The 19,726-nt window shown below is 75.5% G+C and carries 18 protein-coding genes; 7 read left to right on the top strand and 11 right to left on the bottom strand.

What is annotated here, in order from left to right; translation table 11 throughout:
* Positions 1–70: 70 nt before the first annotated feature.
* The 4 genes from Sya03_RS31575 to Sya03_RS16880 all read right to left on the bottom strand — a co-directional run bounded on the left by Sya03_RS31575 (position 71) and on the right by Sya03_RS16880 (position 5,258).
* The gene (locus tag Sya03_RS31575; RefSeq protein WP_203939278.1) at positions 71–1,729 is read right to left on the bottom strand and encodes a serine/threonine-protein kinase; all 1,659 of its coding nucleotides are present in this window, start codon (positions 1,727–1,729) and stop codon (positions 71–73) included.
* 60 nt (positions 1,730–1,789) lie between these two features.
* On the bottom strand, positions 1,790–3,325 hold the full coding sequence (locus tag Sya03_RS16890) for a fused MFS/spermidine synthase (protein ID WP_203939277.1): 1,536 nt from the start codon (positions 3,323–3,325) through the stop codon (positions 1,790–1,792).
* 25 nt (positions 3,326–3,350) lie between these two features.
* Positions 3,351–4,370, bottom strand: a complete 1,020-nt coding sequence (locus tag Sya03_RS16885) for a coiled-coil domain-containing protein (RefSeq protein ID WP_370872142.1) — start codon at positions 4,368–4,370, stop codon at positions 3,351–3,353.
* Positions 4,371–4,484: 114 nt separating this feature from the next.
* Positions 4,485–5,258: an SDR family NAD(P)-dependent oxidoreductase gene (locus Sya03_RS16880; RefSeq protein ID WP_203939275.1), complete on the bottom strand. Its 774-nt coding sequence runs from the start codon at positions 5,256–5,258 to the stop codon at positions 4,485–4,487.
* On the opposite strand from Sya03_RS16880, the gene Sya03_RS16875 reads away from it, so the two are divergent.
* On the top strand, positions 5,257–5,655 hold the full coding sequence (locus tag Sya03_RS16875; RefSeq protein ID WP_239107613.1) for a VOC family protein: 399 nt from the start codon (positions 5,257–5,259) through the stop codon (positions 5,653–5,655). The two genes, Sya03_RS16880 and Sya03_RS16875, sit on opposite strands and share 2 nt — an antisense overlap.
* Here Sya03_RS16875 and Sya03_RS16870 read toward each other — a convergent pair.
* From Sya03_RS16870 to Sya03_RS16855, 4 genes are read right to left on the bottom strand one after another with little or no spacing between them, the layout of a single operon-like run.
* Positions 5,652–6,449, bottom strand: a complete 798-nt coding sequence (locus tag Sya03_RS16870; protein ID WP_203939274.1) for an inositol monophosphatase family protein — start codon at positions 6,447–6,449, stop codon at positions 5,652–5,654. The genes Sya03_RS16875 and Sya03_RS16870 overlap by 4 nt on opposite strands.
* A complete protein-coding gene (locus Sya03_RS16865; RefSeq protein ID WP_203939273.1) occupies positions 6,446–6,898 on the bottom strand; it encodes a response regulator in 453 nt (150 codons plus the stop codon). Before Sya03_RS16865 ends, Sya03_RS16870 begins: the two co-directional genes overlap by 4 nt.
* Positions 6,895–8,415: a sensor histidine kinase gene (locus tag Sya03_RS16860; protein ID WP_203939556.1), complete on the bottom strand. Its 1,521-nt coding sequence runs from the start codon at positions 8,413–8,415 to the stop codon at positions 6,895–6,897. Before Sya03_RS16860 ends, Sya03_RS16865 begins: the two co-directional genes overlap by 4 nt.
* Before the next feature lie 53 nt (positions 8,416–8,468).
* Positions 8,469–9,638 (bottom strand): PP2C family protein-serine/threonine phosphatase, encoded by a 1,170-nt coding sequence (locus Sya03_RS16855; protein WP_239107652.1) that lies wholly within the window; start codon positions 9,636–9,638, stop codon positions 8,469–8,471.
* Between the two features lie 265 nt (positions 9,639–9,903).
* Between Sya03_RS16855 and Sya03_RS16850 the strand changes: the two genes are divergently transcribed.
* Together Sya03_RS16850 and Sya03_RS16845 are read left to right on the top strand one after the other, a co-directional pair.
* Entirely contained in the window at positions 9,904–12,252 is a 2,349-nt protein-coding gene (locus tag Sya03_RS16850; RefSeq protein WP_239107612.1) for a M28 family peptidase, read from the top strand.
* Between the two features lie 53 nt (positions 12,253–12,305).
* Positions 12,306–12,644: a hypothetical protein gene (locus Sya03_RS16845; protein WP_203939271.1), complete on the top strand. Its 339-nt coding sequence runs from the start codon at positions 12,306–12,308 to the stop codon at positions 12,642–12,644.
* A gap of 1 nt (position 12,645) precedes the next feature.
* On the opposite strand, the gene Sya03_RS16840 is transcribed toward Sya03_RS16845, so the two are convergent.
* From Sya03_RS16840 to Sya03_RS16830, 3 genes are read right to left on the bottom strand one after another with little or no spacing between them, the layout of a single operon-like run.
* Entirely contained in the window at positions 12,646–12,924 is a 279-nt protein-coding gene (locus Sya03_RS16840; protein ID WP_203939270.1) for a Smr/MutS family protein, read from the bottom strand.
* Between the two features lie 31 nt (positions 12,925–12,955).
* Entirely contained in the window at positions 12,956–13,297 is a 342-nt protein-coding gene (locus Sya03_RS16835) for a PadR family transcriptional regulator (RefSeq protein ID WP_203939269.1), read from the bottom strand.
* A gap of 33 nt (positions 13,298–13,330) precedes the next feature.
* Positions 13,331–13,708 carry a tetratricopeptide repeat protein gene (locus Sya03_RS16830; protein ID WP_203939268.1) on the bottom strand — a complete coding sequence of 126 codons (378 nt, stop codon included), beginning with the start codon at positions 13,706–13,708 and terminating at the stop codon, positions 13,331–13,333.
* Positions 13,709–13,836: 128 nt separating this feature from the next.
* On the opposite strand from Sya03_RS16830, the gene Sya03_RS16825 reads away from it, so the two are divergent.
* The 4 genes from Sya03_RS16825 to Sya03_RS16810 all read left to right on the top strand — a co-directional run bounded on the left by Sya03_RS16825 (position 13,837) and on the right by Sya03_RS16810 (position 19,687).
* Positions 13,837–16,029 carry a hypothetical protein gene (locus tag Sya03_RS16825; protein ID WP_239107610.1) on the top strand — a complete coding sequence of 731 codons (2,193 nt, stop codon included), beginning with the start codon at positions 13,837–13,839 and terminating at the stop codon, positions 16,027–16,029.
* 66 nt (positions 16,030–16,095) lie between these two features.
* A complete protein-coding gene (locus tag Sya03_RS16820; protein WP_239107607.1) occupies positions 16,096–16,833 on the top strand; it encodes a response regulator transcription factor in 738 nt (245 codons plus the stop codon).
* Positions 16,811–18,337, top strand: coding sequence for a sensor histidine kinase (locus Sya03_RS16815; protein ID WP_203939267.1), 1,527 nt, complete (start codon positions 16,811–16,813; stop codon positions 18,335–18,337). The genes Sya03_RS16820 and Sya03_RS16815 overlap by 23 nt, the downstream gene beginning before the upstream one ends.
* Positions 18,338–18,601: 264 nt before the next feature.
* Positions 18,602–19,687 (top strand): 3-deoxy-7-phosphoheptulonate synthase, encoded by a 1,086-nt coding sequence (locus tag Sya03_RS16810; protein ID WP_203939266.1) that lies wholly within the window; start codon positions 18,602–18,604, stop codon positions 19,685–19,687.
* Positions 19,688–19,726 lie beyond the last annotated feature (39 nt).

Below are 19,726 nucleotides of genomic sequence, written 5' to 3'. Positions count from 1 at the left end.
TGGATGCGCGCGCCAGTACAGCGGCCGCCCGGAACGCGGCGGCCAGCGGCGGTTTGCGAGCGGGTGAAGGTCAGGCGAGGTCGACGCTGTACAGCCCGCCGGTGCGCGGGGCCTCCACCGGGGGTGGCGGGGCGGCCGGCGACGGGGTGGCGGCGGGCGGCGCCGGGGTCGCGGGCTTCTTGGCCCGGGGCGGCTTCGGCTTGGCCGTCGGCGTGGCGGCGGGCTGCCGGTCGGCGCCGGCGCCCGCCCCGGACGACCGGGTGGTGGGCCGGGCCTTGCGGGCGGACTTGCCGGCGTCGGCGGCCGCGACGGTGCCGATGGAGCGTTCGCCGGGGCTGACGGTGGCGGCGCACGGCTCGCCGTCGACGGCGAACGCGGTGGGCAGCGGGTTGGTGTCGGCGTACCGGGCGCGGATGGGCAGGTCGGCGGAGGCGCCGGGGGCGAGGGACAGCTCGCCGGCGGGCCGGACGGTGACGGTCCGGCCGGTCTGGCCGACGACGGCCCCGGCGGCGCCGGCGTGGTCGGCGACGATGCGCTGGGCGCCGGGGAAGGTGAACTGGAGCCGCCAGTCGGTGAGCCGTTCGGTGCCGGTGTTGGTGACGGTGACGGCGGCGTCGAACGCGGCCCCGGTGTCGCGGCGGACGGTGAACGCGATGCGGCAGTCGCGCCCGCCGCCGGGGGCGGCGACCGCGAGGCCGGGCCCGGGCAGCCCGGCGCTGGCCTGGGTGCCGGGGTCGGCCGCGGACCGGGACGCGACGGCCCAGCCGGCGCCGGCGGCGACGAGCAGCCCGACGGTGGCGGCGGCGGCGCGCAGCCGCACGGGCAGCAGCACGGGCCGGCGCGGCGCCGGCGCGGCGCCGGGCAAGGTGGGAGCGGCGGGTGCGGCGGGTGCCGGGACGCGCGCGGCGGACGGCGCGGCCGCGCCGAGCACCCGGGCGGTCTCGGCGGCGGTCGGCCGGTCGGCGGGCCGCTTGGCGAGGCAGCGCAGCACCAGCGCGGCGACGGCGTCGGGCAGCCCGGCGAGGGGCGGCAGCGGCGCCGGCGTGGTGTAGAGGTGGGCCTTGAGCACCTCGGTGGTGCTGGTGGCCGCCCACGGCAGGCGGCCGGTGAGGGCGCGGTAGAGCAGCAGGCCGAGGGCGTACACGTCGGCGGCGGGCGAGACGGGCCCGCCGGCGAGCCGTTCCGGCGCGAGGTACGCGGGCGTGCCGAGCAGGCTGCCGTCGGGCGTCGAGTCGCACTGCCCGACGACGGCGGAGATGCCGAAGTCGACGACCTTGGCGCCGCCGGCGGTGAGCATGACGTTCTGCGCGGTGACGTCGCGGTGCACGACGTCGTGGGCGTGCGCGCAGGCCAGCGCGGCGGCGACCTCGGCGCCGGCGGTGACGGCGTCGCGCCACGGCAGCGGGCCGGTGCGGGCGAGCCGGTCGGCGAGCGACTCGCCGTCGACGAGTTCCATGACGACGTAGGGCACGGTGCGGCCGTCGGCCGAGGCGGCCTCGCCGTAGTCGTGCACGGCGGTGACGTGCGGGTGGGCCAGCTTGGCGGCGGCGAGGGCCTCGACGCGGATGCGCTGCCGGAACGCCTCGTCGTCGGCGAGCTTGGTGGCGAGGACCTTGACGGCGACGTCGCGGTGCAGGATCTCGTCGCGGGCGCGCCACACCACCGACATCCCGCCGGAGCCGAGTCGCTCGATCAGCCGGTAGCGCCCGTCCCCCACGTGGCCCCGCATGGGTTTCATGTTCCCGCGCCGAGGTGCCGGAAACACGGCTTTTCACCGGGTTGGTCGAGATCAGCCGCCCAGCAGCTGGTCCACCGGGGCGAAGTCGTCGGTCAGCACCTTCGCGCCGCCGACGAAAGCGGCCAGCTCCGGCCCGGTCAGCATCGCCACCGGGTCGACGGCCTGGACGTTCAACGCGGCCAGCAGGCCCTCGCGCGGCAGCGGCTGCCGGGACGCCACGATGACGAAGTTGGCGCCCCGCTCGCCGTCGATCGCGTCCTGCGGCGCGATGAGGGCGACGTGCGGGAACACGGCCTGGACGGTGGCCAGCTCCGAGCGGATGAACCGCGACGGCGGGTAGTCGATGACGTTCTGGGCGTAGATGCCGGTCGGCCGCAGCACCCGGTCGATGTCGGCGGCCATCTCGCGCGTCGCCAGGTGCCACGGCACGACGAGGTGCCCGAACGCGTCGCCCACCACCAGGTCGGCGCTGTCGTCCGGCTGGTCGCCCAGGTTCGACCGGGCGTCGCCCACGGTCACCCGCAGGTCGGGTCCCGTCTCCAGGCCCAGCTCGCGGCGGTCCAGGTCGACCAGCTGGCCGTCCAGCTCCAGCACGTGCTGGGTGCTGCCGGGCCGGCTCGCCGCGACGTACTTCGGCATGGTGAAGCCGCCGCCGCCCAGGTGCAGGGCGTCGATCGGCTGCCCGGCCGGGGCCGCCGCGTCGGCGACGGCGGCGATCCACTGGATGTAGGCGAACTCCAGGTACCGCGGGTCGGCCAGGTCGACGTACGAGTGGCGGGCCGAGTTCAGGAACAGCGTGCGGCCGTCCTCGCGCGCGTCGTCGGGCTCGATCCGCGCGCAGTGGTACGCCGTCTCGATGTCGCACGCCGTCGGCGCCAGCGCGCCCAGCCCCGCGGCCGCCAGCGCCACGACGGCGGCGACGGCCCGGACCTTCGGCGCGCCGGGCAGCGTGGCGATCTCCCGGTCCCGGCGGTGGAACCACCAGCCCAGGGCCAGCCCGGCCGCGCCGAGCAGCACCGCCAGGGTGAGCACGATCGCCCGGCTCGACATGGTGGCGACCAGCACGAACCCGGTCAGCAGCGTGGCCGTGATCGCGCCGAGCGTGCCGATGCTGGACAGCTTGCCGACCACCTGGCCGGTGCGGCGCAGGTCGCCGAGCTGGAGCTTCACCACCAGCGGCGTGACCGTGCTGAGCAGGCCCGCGGGCAGCAGCACCGCCAGCGCGGCCAGCAGCAGCACCGCACTCGCCGCGTTGCCGCGCAGCAGCTCACCGCCCCAGCGCACCACCGGCAGGGTGACCGCGGTGGCGATGCCCGCCAGCACGAGCGCGGGGGCCAGCAGGGTCCGCGGGTCGCGGCGGTCGGCCAGCCAGCCGCCCAGCCACGTGCCGTACGCGATCGCGGCCAGCGCGACGCCGATCACCGACGTGCTGACCTGCAGGGTGATGCCCACGTACGGCCCGACCAGGCGCAGCGCGACGGTCTCCAGGACCAGCACGGCGCCGTTGGCGGTGAAGACGAGGGCGGTGGCGAGGCCGTTCGGCAGGACCCGCGGCCGGGTCTCTTCGGTGGTGCTGGTGTCGTCCATCGGGCGTGATGGTACCGACGGCGCCTCAGAGCATGCTGAGATGCACGTGGTTCGTGTGGGTCGCGGCGGGACTGCCCGAACCGCTGTACGACCGCCAGCCGCTGCCGGGCATCCAGATCTCCCGGTACCAGATGACGTACATGACCCCGAGCCGGCTCGCGTTCTTCACGAAGTAGGCGGCCAGCCGGTCCCCGTACGCCTTGTCGCCGCCGGTGGCGTTCTCGTTGGCGAAGCCGCTGCGGTCGGCCGCGAAGTCGCAGGCCCGGCCCTTCGGGTGCTCACCGCCGCCGCCCGTGCGCTTGCAGGACGCGTACCGCGTGAAGCCGGCCGCCTGCGCCTGGCGCAGCGCGTGCACCGTGCGCGGGGTGATGCAGCCGGTGGCCGGGGTCGGGTCCTCGACGATGCACTTCTCGGTGGGCCAGGAGCCGTCGGAGTTGCGCGGGGCCGGCTTGGCCAGCGGCGAGTTGGCGCTGAGGAAGCCGCCGCTCGCGCCGTTGCTGCCGGCCTTGGCCAGGGCGTTCTCGGCCGACTTGCGCTTCTTCGCCATCTGGTTGACGGCGGCCTGCTGGGCCCGGATCTCCTGGTCGATGGCGAGCTTGGCCTGCTTCACCCGGCCCTCGGCCTCCAGGTAGAGCTGGAGCTGGCGGGCATCGACCTGGCCGATCATGTCGAGCCGGGTGGCCCGGTCGAGGAAGTCGGCGCTCGACCCGGACTGCAGCAGCATGGACAGGGTGGTGGCCCGGCCCATCCGGTACGACTGGCGTGCCACCAGGCCCACCCGGACCCGCAGGTCCTCCGCCGCGACCTGCCACTTCTGCAGCTCCAGGCTGTACTTCAGCTGTTCCTTCTTGGAGTTGTCGAGCTTGATCTTCGCGTCGGCGTAGCCGCGGGCCGCGTCCTCCAGGGCGTCGCGCAGCTCGGCGGTGCCGCCCTCGTCGTCGTTCGGCGCGTACGCCGTGGCCGGGGCGGGCGCGACGAGCATCGCGACCGTCGCCAGCAGCGCCACGAGAGCCGTGCGGACCCGTCGACGGGACGCCGTCTGCACCACCGGACCACCCTTCTCCGCGACCGTCGGCCGCCGCGCGCGTCCTTGATCGCGCCGTCGGCGCGACGAGCATAGCGGAGGCTCCCGCCCCGGTGGGGCGCTGACGATCGTCGATCAGTGGACCGAATAGCCACCGTCGACGAAGAGTGTCTGACCCGTCACCGCGGCGGCCGCCGGGCTCGCCAGGAACACCGCCGCGGCGGCGAAGTCGGCGGGCTCGCCGTTGCGCCCGGTCATCGTCCGGGCGGCGTGCGCCGCCGCCAGTTCCCGGTCCGCGAAGACCGCCTCCGTCAGCGGGGTGTGCACCACGCCGGGCGCCACCGCGTTGCAGCACACGCCCCGCGCGGACCACGCCTCCGCCTGCGATCGGGTCAACGCGGCCAGGCCCGCTTTGGACACGCCGTAGGCGCCGCTGTTGCCGTACGCGCGCACCGCCTGCTGGCTGACGACGTTGACGATCCGGCCCCAGCCGCGGCGGGCCATGGCCGGGCCGAACCGCTGCCCGAGCAGGAACGGCGCGTCCAGGTTGGCGCGGATCGTGACGTCCCAGTCGTCCTCGGTCAGGTCGTCCATCGGCGGGCGGCGGTTCACCGCGGCCGCGTTGACGAGCACGTCCGGCTCGCCGTACCCGCGCACGATCGTGTCGGCGACGGCCTTGACGGCGGCGCGGTCGGCGAGGTCGGCGGGCTCGGCCGCCGCCTCGACGCCGAGGGCGGTCAGGGCGGCCACCGCGTCGTCGAGCGGGCCGCACCGCCGGGCGACCAGCACGAGCCGGGCCCCGGCCCGGCCCAGCGCCGTCGCCATGGCCAGGCCGATGCCGGAGCTGCCGCCGGTGACCACCGCGAGGCGCCCGGTCAGGCCGAAGAGCTGGTCGAGGTACGCAGACATGACGGCGAATCTAGTGTGGGCGGCGGAGGTGGTCGCCGTGTTCACCGAGGCGTTTCCGATCATCAGCACCGCGAACCTGCCGAAGCTGGCCGCGTTCTACCGCGACGCGGTCGGCTTCACCGAGGTCTACCGGTTCCCCGCCGAGGGCGAGCCCGCCTTCGTGTCGCTGCGGCTCGGCGCCAGCGAGCTGGCGCTCGGCGCGGCCGAGGCCGGCGCGGGCCCGTCGCCGCGGCACGACCTGTGCGTCTACGCCGGCGACTGCGACGCGGCCGCGGCCGCCCTGGTCGCGGCCGGGGCGCGGCTGGTGGAGGCGCCGGCCGACCGGCCGTGGGGCGAGCGGACCGCCCGGCTCACCGACCCGGACGGCAACGGCCTGCTGCTCTGCGCCCGGCTCTAGCCCGGCAGCAGCACCGAGCGGGCGGCGTGCCAGATGCCGTCGTTCGCGGCGACCAGCAGGCCCGTGCGGTCGTCGCCGACCGTGTAGTCGGAGCCGTCGAACCGGCGCACCACCCCGCCCGCCTCGCGCACCAGCAGCGCCCCCGGCGCGTGGTCCCACGGCAGGGTGCGCCAGAACAGCACGAAGTCCTGCCGGCCCGCCACGACCGCCGGGTACTCCTCGCCCGCGCAGTGCAGCGGCGGCAGCACCGCGCCGAGCGCGTCGCGCCGGGTCTCGACGTGCGCCTTCAGGTGGTCCGGCAGGTAGGTCATCGCGACGGCGCCGCGCAGCTCGGCCGCCGCCGGCGCGTCGCCGCGCGCGTGCAGCCGCACCCCGTCGACGTACGCCCCGGAGCCCGCCTCGGCGACGGCCAGGCTGTCGTTCGGCACGTCGAGGATCCAGCCCGCGACCAGGGCGCCGCCGCGCAGCAGCGCCACCATCACCGCGAAGGGGCCGTGCCCGGCGGCGAAGTTCTTCGTGCCGTCCAGCGGGTCGACGACCCAGACGTCGCCCGCGTCCGCCGCCCGGCCCAGCAGGCCCGGGTCCTCGGCGACGGCCTCCTCGCCCACCACCGACGAGCCCGGCAGCAGGGCGGTCAGGCCCTCGGTGAGCAGCTTCTCCGACTCGTGGTCGGCGACGGTCACCGGGTCGCCCGGCGACTTGAAGCTCACGTCGCCCTCGGCCAGCCGCCGGAACCGCGGCCGGATCGCCTCGTCCGCGGCCCGCCGGACGAGGGCGCTGACGTCGTCGATCATCCGCGCGGCGGCAGCTTCACGACGCTGACGAAGAACTCGTCGATCTGCCGGATCACCGAGATGAACTGCTCGAAGTCGACCGGCTTGGTCACGTACGCGTTGGCGTGCAGCTGGTAGCTGCGCAGGATGTCCTCGTCCGCCTGCGAGGTCGTGAGCACCACGATCGGGATGCGCCGCAGGTCGTCGTCCTCCTTGACCTCGGCCAGCACCTCCCGGCCGTCGCGGCGCGGCAGGTTGAGGTCGAGCAGGATCAGGTCGGGGCGCACCGCGTCGGCGTACTCGCCCTCGCGGCGCAGGTACTGCAGCGCCTCGGCCCCGTCGGACACGACGGTGAGGCGGTTGCGGACCTTGTGCTCCTCGAACGCCTCGCGGGTCATCAGCACGTCACCCGGGTCGTCCTCGACGAGCAGGACCTCGATCGGGGTGCCGGACTCTCGGACAGCGCTCACGCTGAGACCGCCTCATTCTGCTCGTGGTCGTCGGCGCCGAGGTGCGGCGCCACCGGGAAAGTAAAGCTGATGGCGGTGCCCTCCGGCACGTCGGCGTTCAGCCAGATCCGCCCGCCGTGGTACTCGACGATCTTCTTCACGATCGCCAGGCCGATGCCGGTGCCCTCGTACGCGTCCCGGGCGTGCAGCCGCTGGAAGATCACGAACACCTTGTCGGCGAACTCGGGCTCGATGCCGATGCCGTTGTCCCGGACGGTGACCTCCCAGAACGCGCCGTCGCGGCGCGCCGACACGGTGACCTCGGGCGGCACGTCGGGGCGGCGGAACTTCAGCGAGTTGCCGATGAGGTTGACGAACAGGGTGGTGAGCAGCGGCTCCTCGCCCTCGATCGTCGGCAGGTCCGACCAGCTGACCTTGCCGTCGTCGCCGAGCCGGGCCTCCAGCTGCGACGACACGTCGGTCAGGATGCGGTTGAGGTCGACGTCGGTGAACCCGGACGTGAGCCGGCCGATGCGGGAGAACGCCAGCAGGTCGTTGATGAGCCGCTGCATGCGCTGCGCGCCGTCGACGGCGAAGCCGATGTACTGGTCGGCGCGCTCGTCGAGCTGGCCCGCGTAGCGGCGCTGCAGGAGCTGGCAGAAGCTGGCCACCTTGCGCAGCGGCTCCTGCAGGTCGTGCGAGGCGACGTAGGCGAACTGCTCCAGGTCGCGGTTCGAGCGGGTCAGCTCGTCGGCCTGGGCGTGCAGCTGCTTGTTGACCCACTCGATCTGCTCGCGGGCCTCCCGCACCTGGGCCAGCTCGCTGGCGATCTGCCGGCGCATGGCGTCGACGTCGTCGGCCAGCCGGCTCAGCTCGGGCGAGCCGTCGCTGCTGATCCTGCCCTCGTAGTCGCCGTCGGCGACGGCACGGATCTGGGCGGCCAGCCGCAGGACGGGCCGGCTGACCAGCCGGTCGAGGCCGATGAGCAGGACGACGCCGGCCAGCACGATGACCGCCGCGGCGCAGATCAGCAGCAGGACCAGCATGTTGCCGGTGGACCGGGCCGCCGCGGCCGTCTCGGTGCGGAAGCTCAGGATGTCCTGCTGGAGGCGCTGCACGTCCGCGCGCACCGTGTCGAACCGGGCGCGGGCGTCGTCGTCGAGCAGGGGCTGCGCGGCGGCGGGCCCGCCGTCGCGGACCGCGGTCAGCACCGGCTCGGCGACCGCCGCCCGCCACGCCGCAGCACCCGCCTCCACGGCGTCGAGGTCGGCGCGGATGTCGTCGTCGCCGGACGCGAGCACCGTGCGGATGGCCTCGATCTGCTGCCGCTCGCCCGCCACCCCGGCCTCGTACGGCTGCAGGTCGATCTGCTCGCCGCTCACCGCGTAGCCGCGGATGCCGGTCTCCTGGTTGACCAGGGCCGTGTTGAGCGTCTCGGCGGCGGCGCGCATCGGGCCCGCCTTGTCGAGGATGGTGTCCAGGTGCTCCCGGTTCGCGGCGGCGGTGCCGGTGGCCACCAGGCCCAGGGCGATCAGCATCAGGCCGACCACGGCGCACAGCGCCGTGACCCGCTTGCGCAGGCTCCAGCCGGTCACCGGCCGCCGCCCCGGGTCAGCACGAGCATGGCGACGTCGTCGGCCAGCGGGCCGCCGTTGCCCTGCTCCGCCCGGCCGACCAGCCAGCCCGGCAGCGCGGGCAGCGGCACCTGGTGCGACTCCGGCTCGGCGAGCAGGCCGCACAGCCCGGGCACGTCGAGCCGTTCCCGCGCGCCGGGCGCCACCCGCCCCTCGATGAGGCCGTCGGTGTACATCAGCAGGGACCAGTCATCGGTGCCGAGCTCCACTTCGGTGACGGGGGTGGGGGTGGGCCGCACGCCGAGCACGATGCCGCCGCGGGCCGCGACGGGCGCCGCCCGGCCCCCCACGAGCAGCACGGGCGGCGGGTGCCCGGCCAGCCGGACCAGCGCCCGGTTGGTGACCAGGTCGACGGTGACGGTGGCGACGGTGGCGAACACCTCGCGGGAGCGGCGCTCGCTCATCAGCACCTGCTCGACGGCGGGCAGCACCTGCTCCTCGGGCACCCGGCCGAGCACCAGGGCGCGCCAGGCGACCCGCAGCTCGACGCCCAGCGCGGCCTCGTCGACGCTGTGCCCGCACACGTCGCCGACGATGAGGTGCAGCCGGTCGGGGGCGGTCTGGACGACGTCGAAGAAGTCGCCGCCGAGCAGGCCCTGCGCCCGGCCGGTGCGGTAGAAGGTGTGCACCCGGACCAGCTCAGTGTCCATCAGCGGCTGCGGCAGCAGGCCGCGTTCGAGGCGCGCCGACTCGGCCTGCCGCAGCTCGACCTCGCGCAGCTTGCGGGCGTTCTCGTCGGCGCGCTTGCGCTCGACGGCGTAGCGCAGCGACCGGGACAGCAGGGTGCCGTCGACCTGGCCCTTGACCAGGTAGTCCTGGGCGCCCTCGGCGACCGCGGCGACGCCCAGCGGCTCGTCGAACCGGCCGGTGAGCACGCACACGGCGGCGCTGCCGGCGACCGCGAGCAGCTGGCGCAGCCCGTCGAAGCCCTGAGCGTCGGGCAGCCCCAGGTCGAGCAGGACGCAGTGCACGCCGGCCAGCCGCTGGCGGGCCTCGCGCAGGCTGGTGGCCACCGCCAGGTCGAACGGCGCGCTGGCCTCGGCCAGCAGCTCCCGGACCAGGAACGCGTCGCCCTCGTCGTCCTCGACCAGCAGGACGCGCAGCCGCTCGGGGGCCGCCGGGCCCAGGCCGCCGGCGAGGCCCGCGCCGGAGTTCGCGCCGGGTGCCGACGTGGCCCACGGCGCGACGGAGGGGCCGGTCACCGGCGACGTCCGGTCGGTGGTGGCTGACGGTTGATGACGGGCTCCTTCACGCGTGACGCTGATGATGGTGTCCTACTGCACCCGGGGTGCACAACACGCCCCCGGCCCGCGAACTTCCGGTCGGCCCGGCGTCACCCGTTAGCGGTCTTGCGCCGTGATGATGGGCGTCGACCTATCACGGGAGGCAGCTGTGGGCGTACCCCTGGCGGAGCCGGCGGCCCGGGCACTGGCCCGGCCGGGGCGGCGGGCGCTGGCGGCGGCCGCCGCGACGGCGGTGCTGGTGGTGGCGGGGATCGCGGCGCTGGCCGCGGTGCGCCCGCCGGAGCCGGCCGGGCCGGACGCGCCCGCCGGGCGGTTCAGCGCCGGCCGGGCGTTCGGGCACGTCACCCGGATCGCCGCGCAGCCGCACGTCGCGGGCAGCGCCGCCAACGACGCGGTGCGCGAGCACGTGGCGGGCACCCTGCGCGGCCTCGGCCTGGCCGTCGAGATCCAGGACACCGTCGCCGCCGAGGGCGGCACACTGTCGGCCAGCGCGGGGCTGGCCGGGCTCGCCCGGGTGCGCAACGTCGTCGCCACGCTGCCCGGCACCGCGCCCACCGGCCGGATCATCCTGGTCGCCCACTACGACTCGGTGCAGGTGGGCCCGGGCGGCAACGACGACGGCGCGGGCACCTCGGCCGTGCTGGAGGTGGCCCGGGCGCTGACCGCGGGCGAGCGGCTGCGCAACGACGTGGTGCTGCTGCTCACCGACGCCGAGGAGGCGTGCCTGTGCGGGGCGTCGGCGTACGCGGAACGGGAGCGCGGGCGCGGCGGCGTGGTGCTGAACCTGGAGGCGCGGGGCAGCTCCGGGCCGGCCGTGATGTTCGAGACGTCGGCGGACAACGCGGCGCTGGTGGGCGCGTACGCGGGCGTGCCGCACCCGGTGGGCACCTCGTTCGCCGTCGAGGTCTACCGGCTGCTGCCCAACGACACCGACTTCACGCCGTTCCGGCTGGCCGGGTTCGCCGGGCTGAACAGCGCGTACATCGACGGCGCCGCCGTCTACCACACGCCGCTGGACACCCCCGCCGCCATGGACACCGCCAGCCTGCAGCACCACGGCGACAACGCCCTGGCGCTCGTGCGCGACCTGGGCGGCCGCGACCTGGCGACGCTGCGGGCCGGCGGTGACGCCACCTACTTCCCGACGCCGTGGGGGCTGGCCCGCTACCCGGGCGCGCTGACCTGGCCGCTCGCCGGCCTGGCGCTGGCCGCGGCGCTCGCCCTGGGGTTCGTGGCCCGCCGCCGCGGGCTGACCTCGTGGCCGCGGGTCGCCGCCGGGTTCGCCCTGGCGCTGGTGCCGCTCGCCGGGGGCCCGGTCGCGGCCCAGGCGCTGTGGGCGGGGGTCCTGGCCGTCGAGCCCGGGTACGCCGAGCTGCTCGACCCGTACGAGCCGCTGTTCTTCCGGCTGGCCGTGCTGGCGCTGACCGCGGCGGTGCTGTTCGCCTGGTACACGCTGCTGCGCCGCCGGGTCGGCCCGGCCGGCCTGGCGATCGGCGCGGTGCTGTGGCTCGCCGTGCTGGCCCTGGTGCTGGCGGCGGTGACGCCCGGCGGGTCGTACCTGGCGGCCCTGCCCGCCCTGGCCACCGCCGGCGCGGGCCTGGCGGCCGTGGCGGTGCGCGGCCGCTGGGCGGTGGCGCTGCTGGCGGCGGCCGCGGCGGTCGCGGTGACCCTGCTGCTGCCCACGATCTGGCTGCTGTTCCCGGCGCTCGGCATGGCGACCGGCGGCGCGGCGGCGCTGTTCGCGGTGCTGCTCAGCTTCGCCGCCCTGCCCGTGCTCGACCTGCTGCTGCCGGAGGCGGGCGGGCAGCGCGGCCTCGGTGCGCTGGCGGCCCGCCGCCTGGCCCCGGTGCCGGCGTCGCTGGCGCTGGTGCTGGCGGCGGCGTGCACGGTCGCCGGGGTGGTCGCGAACGCGCCGGGCCCGGACCGCCCGTCGCCCACCCACCTGATGTACGCGCTGGACGCCGACACGAACGAGGCGGTGTGGCTCAGCGCCGAGGACGACCCGCAGGAGTGGACGGCGGGCTACGTGTCGTCGGCGCCGGCGGAGCGGTCGGCGCGGTTCCCGGCGCTCGGCCCGGCGCTGCTGCGCTCCGGTCCCGCCCAGCCGGCCGCCCTGCCCGCCCCGGAGGTGGTGACGGAGGCCGACACCCGCGCCGGCGACGTGCGCACCCTGCGGCTGCGGATCACGCCGCGCCGGCCGGTGCGGCTGCTGGCCGTGCGCGCCGAGGGCGAGGTGGCGCCCGTGCGGGCGGTGGTGGCGGGGCGCGAGCTGGCCGTCGACCGCGGCGGGTTCGGGTTCGTGCTGCACGCCCCGCCGCCCGGGGGCGTGGTGGTGGAGCTGTCGGTGCGCGGCGCCGGGCCGGTGACGCTGCGGGTGATGGACGCCAGCGACGGCCTGTCGGCGCTGCCGGGGTTCCGCCCGCGCCCCGCCGACGTGGGCATCGACGGCTCGCACAGCTCGGAGATGGCGGGCGTGGCCCGCACGGTGCGCCTGTAGGGCGGTGCCGGGCCGCTACGGTGGGGCGGCCGCTGACCGCGAAGGAGACCGCCGTGATGCAGTTCGGGATGCTCGCCGGGCAGCTCGTCGTCAACCTGCCGCTCGTCGCCGTACTGGTGGCGGGCGTGGTCCTGCTGGCGACCCGGCGGGCGGCGCTGCCCCGCCGGGCGGTCACGTTCGGCGTCGCGGGCCTGGGCGTGCTGGGCGCGGGCGTGCTGGCGAACCTGCTGTGGAGCGTGGCGTTCCCGGCCCTGATCACCAGCGACGTGGTGGAGGTCCGGTCGTTCGGCTACCTGTCGGCGGTGGCGGGCTTCGTGCTCACGGCGGTGCAGGCGGCGGGCGTGGCGCTGCTGGTGGCGGCCGCGGTGAGCCGGGAGCCGGCCCGCGCCTGAGTCACCGGCCGCGGCGGCCGGTGGACGTGTTCCACCGGAAGTGGATGAACAGCCGTCCCCAGTTGTCGCCGTCCTTCTCGACCCGGTGGTAGAGCGCCTTGACGTCCTTCTGGTCGAGGAACCGCAGCACCTTCTTCTTGAGCTGCCCCGACCCCTTGCCCGGGATGATCTCGACCAGCGTGGCCTTCTTGGCGACGGCCTCGTCGATGATGCCGCGCAGCGCCTTGTCGATCTCCTGGCCGCGGTTGAAGATGTCGTGCAGGTCCAGCTTCAGCTTCACCCGGACGAGCCTACCGGCGGCCGGGGCCGCGTCAGGCGGGCTGGACGCCGGGGTGGACCCCCAGGCGGCGGGCGCTGACGGCGGCGGCGACGTTGCGGCGCAGGCGCTCGGTCTCGGCGTCGAGCGCGGCGGCGCCGTCGGTGGTGAGGCGGTAGTAGCGCCGGGTGCGGCCGTCGACCTGCTCCTCGCGGTCGATCTCGACGCGGCCCTCGGCGGCCAGCCGGTCGAGCGCGGCGTAGAGGGTGCCGGCCTGGAGCGCGACCTCGCCGCCGGACATGGCGGCGACGTCGCGGATGATGCCGTAGCCGTGCAGGGCGCGGGCCGCGAGCGCGGTGAGGATCCAGAACGTCGGCTCCCGCATCGCTTTCGGCATGCCGCCGAATATAAAGATGACCTGACTATGCGGTCAAGAGGACCGGCCGCCGGAGCGGCCCACCCACGTCTCGACCCGGCGCAGCGCCTCGGTGTAGTCGGCGTGCTGCTTCATCGCGGCGGCCAGCCGCAGGTGCGGCAGAGCCTCGGCGAACCGGCCGGCCCGCTCCAGCGTGCGGCCCAGCACGTGGTGCGCGTAGTGGTCGGACGGGTCGTGCGCGATGATCGCGCGCAGCTGCTCCTCGGCGCGGCCCAGCTGGGCGGTCTGGAAGTAGGCGCGGGCGAGCAGCTGCCGGACGGAGATGTTGTGCGGCTCGGCCTCGACGATGGGCTCCAGCAGCCGCGCCGCCCCCGCCGAATCGCCGGTCTCGAAGAACATCGTGGCCCGGCGGTACTCCTCGAGAAGATCCATGCGACCGCCCCCTCAAGAGTCAGACACCAACGCTGACACAACTCCCGCCGTTCGGCGAGTGTTCCGTGCCCCCAAGAATCCTGACAATTCGTCACGTTCGGCAACCCCCGGCGCGCAGAATGAGCCGTGTGGGCGAGTACCTGGCGTACCCGGCGCAGATGACGCAGCCGCGGCACGGACACGGCAAGGCCCTCCTGGCGGGCCTGGTGACCGCCGCCGTCTGCCTGGCCCTGGCGGGCGCCACCGCCACCGTCCCGGTGCCGAAGCCGGACACCGTCATCGCGGGCGTCCGCGACCTGCCCGCCCCGCCCACCGCCAGCTCCTGGGCGCCGCGCCCGGTCGTCACCGACGGCCTGACCGCCGTCGCCACCTCGGGCGGCGGGCAGTTCCGGCTGCACACCGCCGGCGGCGACCGCACCTTCCTGCCCGGCGTCAACCTCGGCAGCACCACGCCCGGCCACCAGCCCGGCGAGCTGGCCATCACCGCCGAGGACTACCGCGACTGGTTCGCCGCCATGGGCTGGCTCGGCGTCCGGGTCGTGCGCGTCTACACGATCCACCCGCCCGCCTTCTACCAGGAGCTGCGCGACTTCAACGACGACCACCCGGACCGGCCGATCTACCTGGTCCAGGGCGTCTACCTGCCCGACGAGTCGTACGCCGCCAAGGGCGACCTCTACGACGACGGGGTGACCCGCGCGTTCAGCGCCGAGCTGCGCGACGCCTCCGCCGCCGTCACCGGCGACCTGGTGCGCCGCCCCGCCCGGGGCCGGGCCGGCGGCACCTGGGACGCCGACGTCACCCCGTGGCTGGCCGGGTGGATCGTCGGCGTCGAGTGGGACCCCGCCGGCACCGCCGCGTCCGACCGGAAGAACCGCCGGCAGCCGCAGTACGCGGGCGCCTACTTCGGCGCCACGCCCGACGCCACCCCCACCGAGCGCTGGCTCGCCGCCCGCATGGACGAGCTGGCCGAGCTGGAGGCGGGGCGGGACCGCGGCGCGCCGATCGCGTTCGTCAACTGGCCCACCACCGACCCGCTGCGGCACCCCGACGAGCCGCTGTCGTCGGAGGACCTCGTCGGCGTGGACGCCAACCACGTCGTGCCCACGGCGGCGTGGCCGGCGGGCACCTTCGCCAGCTACCACGCGTACCCGTACTACCCGGACTTCCAGCGGCACGAGCCCGCCCTGCAGAGCTACCGCCACAACGGCCGCCCCGACCCGTACGCGGGCTACCTGGCCGCCCTCAAGCGCCACCACGGCGACACCCCGGTGCTGATCACCGAGTTCGGGGTGCCGTCGTCGATCGGCAGCGCGCACAACGCGCCGCTCGGCCGCTCGCAGGGCGACCACGCCGAGCGCGACGCGATGCGCATCGACGCCGAGCTGCTGCGGCTCATCCGCGACGTCGGCCTGTCCGCCGGGTTCGTCTTCGCCTGGACCGACGAGTGGTTCAAGTTCACCTGGAACACCGTCGAGCACCAGGACGGCGAGCGCCGCCAGCTCTGGCACGACGTGCTCACCAACGAGCAGCACTTCGGGCTCGTCGCGCTCGACGCCGCCGGGCTGCCCGAGACCGGGCCGTCGACGGTGCTCGCCGACGGCGACCGGTGGCCGGTGCGGGCCGCGACCGCGAAGGTCGACGAGGCGTTCGTGACCCTGCGGCTGCGGCTGGCCTCGCCGCGGCCCGCCGCGGTCACCGTCGGCCTGGACGTGCTGCCGCAGCTCACCGGCCTGCCCGCGCCCGCCTCCGGCGACACCCGGGCCGACGCCGCGCTCACGTTCGACCTGGTCAACCGCACCGGGCAGGCGTACCTGCGGGACGAGCTCGACCCGCTGCCGCTCGACTACGTGGTGCCCGGCACCGCGCGCGGCCCGGCCCCGCAGGGGTGGCAGCGGTTCCAGCTCATCGTCAACCGCGACCTCACCGTGCCGTCGACGGGCCGCAGGCTGCCGCTGGAGCTGCTCGACGCGGGCGTGCTGCGCCACGGGTCCTGGGACCCGGCCGACCCCGCCGCCGACAGCCGCAACCTGTGGCGCCTCGACGGCGACGACCTGGTGGTGCGGGTGCCGTGGGCGTTCGCCGGGTACGCCGACCCGTCCGACCACCAGGTGCACCTGCCCGGCCCGGTGCGCTGGACCGACCGCACCGCGCTCAACCTGGCCCGCAGCCCCGGCATCGACCTGTCCGCCTCGGCGACCGGCACCGACCAGCCCGTCGGGCAGGTGCGCTGGGACCGCTGGCAGCGCGTGCACTACACGTCCCGGCTCAAGCAGGGCGCCGACGCGTTCCGCGACGCCCTCGTCGACACCGGCCGCTGACGATCGCACAGGTGGTACACAGGAACGCGAAAGCCGCGGCACAGGGCGGGCCCCGACGCTAGGACCATGACGATGGCGAACACGGACCCCCGCGGCGACCTGCGCCGGCCCGACGGCGGCCCGGTCCGGGTGCTGGTGGTCGACGACGAGCCCACGCTCGCCGAGCTGCTCGCGATGGCCCTGCGCTACGAGGGCTGGGAGGTGCGCAGCGCCGGCGACGGCCAGACCGCCGTGCGCACCGCGCGCGAGTTCCGCCCCGACGCCGTCGTCCTCGACATCATGCTGCCCGACATCGACGGCCTGGAGGTGCTGCGCCGGCTGCGCGGCGAGGCCCCCGACGTGCCCGTGCTGTTCCTCACCGCCAGGGACTCCGTGGAGGACCGGATCACCGGCCTCACCGCCGGCGGCGACGACTACGTGACGAAGCCGTTCAGCCTGGAGGAGGTCGTCGCCCGGCTGCGCGGGCTCATGCGCCGCGCCGGGCACTCCCCGCTGCGCACCGAGTCGCTGCTCGTCGTCGGCGACCTCACCCTCGACGAGGACAGCCACGAGGTGCGCCGCGGCGGCACCGAGGTGTCCCTCACCGCCACCGAGTTCGAGCTGCTGCGCTACCTCATGCGCAACCCGCGCCGGGTGCTGTCCAAGAGCCAGATCCTCGACCGGGTGTGGAACTACGACTTCGGCGGGCAGGCCAACGTCGTCGAGCTGTACATCTCCTACCTGCGCAAGAAGATCGACGCCGGCCGGACGCCGATGATCCACACGATGCGCGGGGCCGGGTATGTCCTCAAGCCCGCCGACTGAGCCGCCGGGGCCGTGGACGGCGCGGCTCCGGCCGCTGCGGACCCGGCTGATCGCCCTCATGATCGGGCTGCTGACCGTGCTGGGCCTGGTCGTCGGCGCCACCACCGAGGTCGTCCTGCGCGACGCCCTGCACCACCAGGTCGACAACGAGCTGACCGAGGCGAGCCGCCGCGCGCAGTACACCTTCGGCTACGACCCCGGGCCGCCCGGCAACCGGCAGGGGCGCCCGGCCGGCTCCCCGCGCCCCGGTGGCGGCGGCGGGCCCGCGCCCGGCCAGCCCGAGGACACCGTGATGGTGCTGCTCGGCGCCCGGTCCGACGGCGGCGTCGTCAAGGAGCAGGACGCGACGTTCACCCGCGAGTTCGAGACGCTGCCCGCGGACGCCCTGGCCGTCCTCGCCGCGGTGCCGCGCGACGGCGCGTCCCACAACCGGCACCTCGGCGACGAGTTCGGCGACTACCGGCTCACCGCCACCGCGATGAGCGACGGCTCCGTCGTCGTCACCGGCCTGCCGCTGGCCGAGGCGAACCGGACCATGCTGCTCGTCGCCGGGGTCGTCGGCGGCGTCCTGCTGCTCATGCTGGTGGCGGCCGGCGCGGCCGGCGCCGTCATCATCCGGCGCACGCTGCGCCCCCTCGACCGGGTCGCCGCCACCGCGAGCCGGGTCTCCGAGCTGACGCTGACCCGCGGCGTGCCCGAGCTGACCGACCGGGTCCCCGAGGCCGACACCGACCCGCGCACCGAGGTCGGCCAGGTCGGCGCCGCCCTCAACCGGATGCTCGACCACGTCGGCAACGCCCTCGAGGCCCGGCACGCCAGCGAGATGCAGGTCCGCCAGTTCGTCGCCGACGCGAGCCACGAGCTGCGCACCCCGCTGGCGGCCATCCGCGGGTACGCCGAACTGAGCCGCCGCAGCCGCACGCCCGTGCCCGACGAGGTAGCGCACGTCCTGCGCCGCGTCGAGAGCGAGGCGCAGCGGATGACCACCCTGGTCGAGGACCTGCTGCTGCTGGCCCGGCTCGACGCGGGCCGCCCGCTCGCCCACGAGCCCGTCGACCTCACCGCGCTGGTCGTGGACGCGGTCAGCGACGCGCACGCCGCCGGCCCCCGCCACGACTGGCGGCTCGACCTGCCCGCGGAGCCGGTGACCGTCACCGGCGACGCCGCCCGCCTGCACCAGGTGCTGGCGAACCTGCTGGCGAACGCCCGCACCCACACCCCGGAGGGCACCACGGTCACCGTCGGCGTCGCCCGCGACGACGGCCACGCCGTGCTGCGCGTCACCGACGCCGGCCCCGGCATCCCGCCGGACCTGCTGCCGCACGTCTTCGAGCGCTTCGCCCGGGGCGACAGCTCCCGCTCGCGGGCGGCCGGCAGCACCGGCCTCGGCCTGGCGATCGTCGCCGCGGTGGTGGCCGCCCACCGCGGCGAGGTCACCGTCGACAGTGGACCGGGGCGCACCGCGTTCGCCGTCCGCCTGCCGGCGCCCGCCCCGTCCGCGTAGGTTCGCCCCCGTTCGGCCCGATCCGCGGTCGGGTGTCGGCCACCACGAATCGCTTCCGCCGGGGCGCCCGGCGGGTTAGGGTGTCGATCGTGACTCGTTGGTATTCGTGGTTTACGAGGCCGGCTTCCGCCGGCGCCTCGGCCATGACGCCATGAGCTGAGACGACCGCCAGCGAAGCCGGCCCAGGGCAGCGAGCCTTCTCGCTGCCCTTTCGTATGTTCCGAGCAGCCGGCTCGCGACGCCGGCGGAAGGAAGAGCCCCACCGTGACCAGTCCCGACGCGCATCAGGTCCGCGACCAGCGGATCGACAAGATCGTGCCGCTGATGAGCCCGGCGCTGCTGCACCACGAGCTGCCGCTGACTCCCGACCTGTCCGCGACCGTGCTGTCGGGCCGCCGCGCCGTGGCCGACGTGCTCGACGGCACCGACGAGCGGCTGCTCGTCGTCGTCGGCCCCTGCTCGGTGCACGACCCCGCCGCCGCCGCCGAGTACGCCGACCGCCTGAAGGTGGAGGCCGAGCGGCTCAGCGACGACCTGCTGGTCGTCATGCGGGTGTACTTCGAGAAGCCCCGCTCCACCGTCGGCTGGAAGGGTCTCATCAACGACCCGGCCCTCGACGGGTCCGGCGACGTCAGCACCGGCCTGCGCACCGCCCGCCAGCTGCTGCTGGAGGTCGTCGGCCGCGGCCTGCCCGTCGGCGTGGAGTTCCTCGACCCGATCACCCCGCAGTACATCGCCGACACCGTCGCGTGGGGCGCGATCGGCGCCCGCACCGTCGAGTCGCAGGTGCACCGTCAGCTCTCGTCGGGCCTGTCGATGCCGATCGGCATGAAGAACCGCCCGGACGGCAGCATCTCCACCGCCATCGACGCCATCAACGCCGCCGGCGTGCCGCACGTCTTCCCCGGCATCGACTTCTCCGGCACCCCGGCGATCCTGCACACCCGCGGCAACGCCGACTGCCACCTCGTCCTGCGCGGCGGCGACGGCCGCCCGAACTACAGCGCCGAGGACGTCGCCGCGTCGCTGGAGCTGCTGCGCAAGGCGGGCCTGCCCGAGCGCCTGGTCATCGACTGCTCGCACGGCAACAGCAACAAGGACCACCTGCGCCAGCCGCACGTGGCCGACGACGTGGCGGCCCAGATCGAGGCGGGCCAGCGCGGCATCGCCGGGCTGATGCTGGAGTCGTTCCTCGTGCCGGGCCGGCAGAACATCGACCCGACCCGCGAGCTGACCTACGGCCAGTCGGTCACGGACGCCTGCATGGGCTGGGAGCCCACGGTCGGCGTGCTGGAGCGCCTGGCCACGGCGTCGGCGAACCGCCGCCGCCTCGCGCACGCCCCGGCCTGACGCCGCCCGGCGCCCGCCCCGCCCCCGTGGCGCGGCGGG

It is taken from the genome of Spirilliplanes yamanashiensis (assembly GCF_016863475.1).
GTDB lineage: Bacteria > Actinomycetota > Actinomycetes > Mycobacteriales > Micromonosporaceae > Spirilliplanes > Spirilliplanes yamanashiensis.
Note: the sequence above shows the minus strand (reverse complement) of the source record. Positions and strands in the feature narration are given on the sequence as shown.

Coding starts and splice junctions, on each gene's coding strand:
- Sya03_RS31575 (WP_203939278.1), bottom strand. CDS start 1,729: ATGCGGGGCCACGTGGGGGACGGGCGCTACCGGCTGATCGAGCGACTC.
- Sya03_RS16890 (WP_203939277.1), bottom strand. CDS start 3,325: ATGGACGACACCAGCACCACCGAAGAGACCCGGCCGCGGGTCCTGCCG.
- Sya03_RS16875 (WP_239107613.1), top strand. CDS start 5,257: ATGACGGCGAATCTAGTGTGGGCGGCGGAGGTGGTCGCCGTGTTCACC.
- Sya03_RS16880 (WP_203939275.1), bottom strand. CDS start 5,258: ATGTCTGCGTACCTCGACCAGCTCTTCGGCCTGACCGGGCGCCTCGCG.
- Sya03_RS16870 (WP_203939274.1), bottom strand. CDS start 6,449: ATGATCGACGACGTCAGCGCCCTCGTCCGGCGGGCCGCGGACGAGGCG.
- Sya03_RS16860 (WP_203939556.1), bottom strand. CDS start 8,415: ATGCTGATCGCCCTGGGCCTGGTGGCCACCGGCACCGCCGCCGCGAAC.
- Sya03_RS16835 (WP_203939269.1), bottom strand. CDS start 13,297: ATGCCGAAAGCGATGCGGGAGCCGACGTTCTGGATCCTCACCGCGCTC.
- Sya03_RS16830 (WP_203939268.1), bottom strand. CDS start 13,708: ATGGATCTTCTCGAGGAGTACCGCCGGGCCACGATGTTCTTCGAGACC.
- Sya03_RS16820 (WP_239107607.1), top strand. CDS start 16,096: ATGACGATGGCGAACACGGACCCCCGCGGCGACCTGCGCCGGCCCGAC.
- Sya03_RS16815 (WP_203939267.1), top strand. CDS start 16,811: ATGTCCTCAAGCCCGCCGACTGAGCCGCCGGGGCCGTGGACGGCGCGG.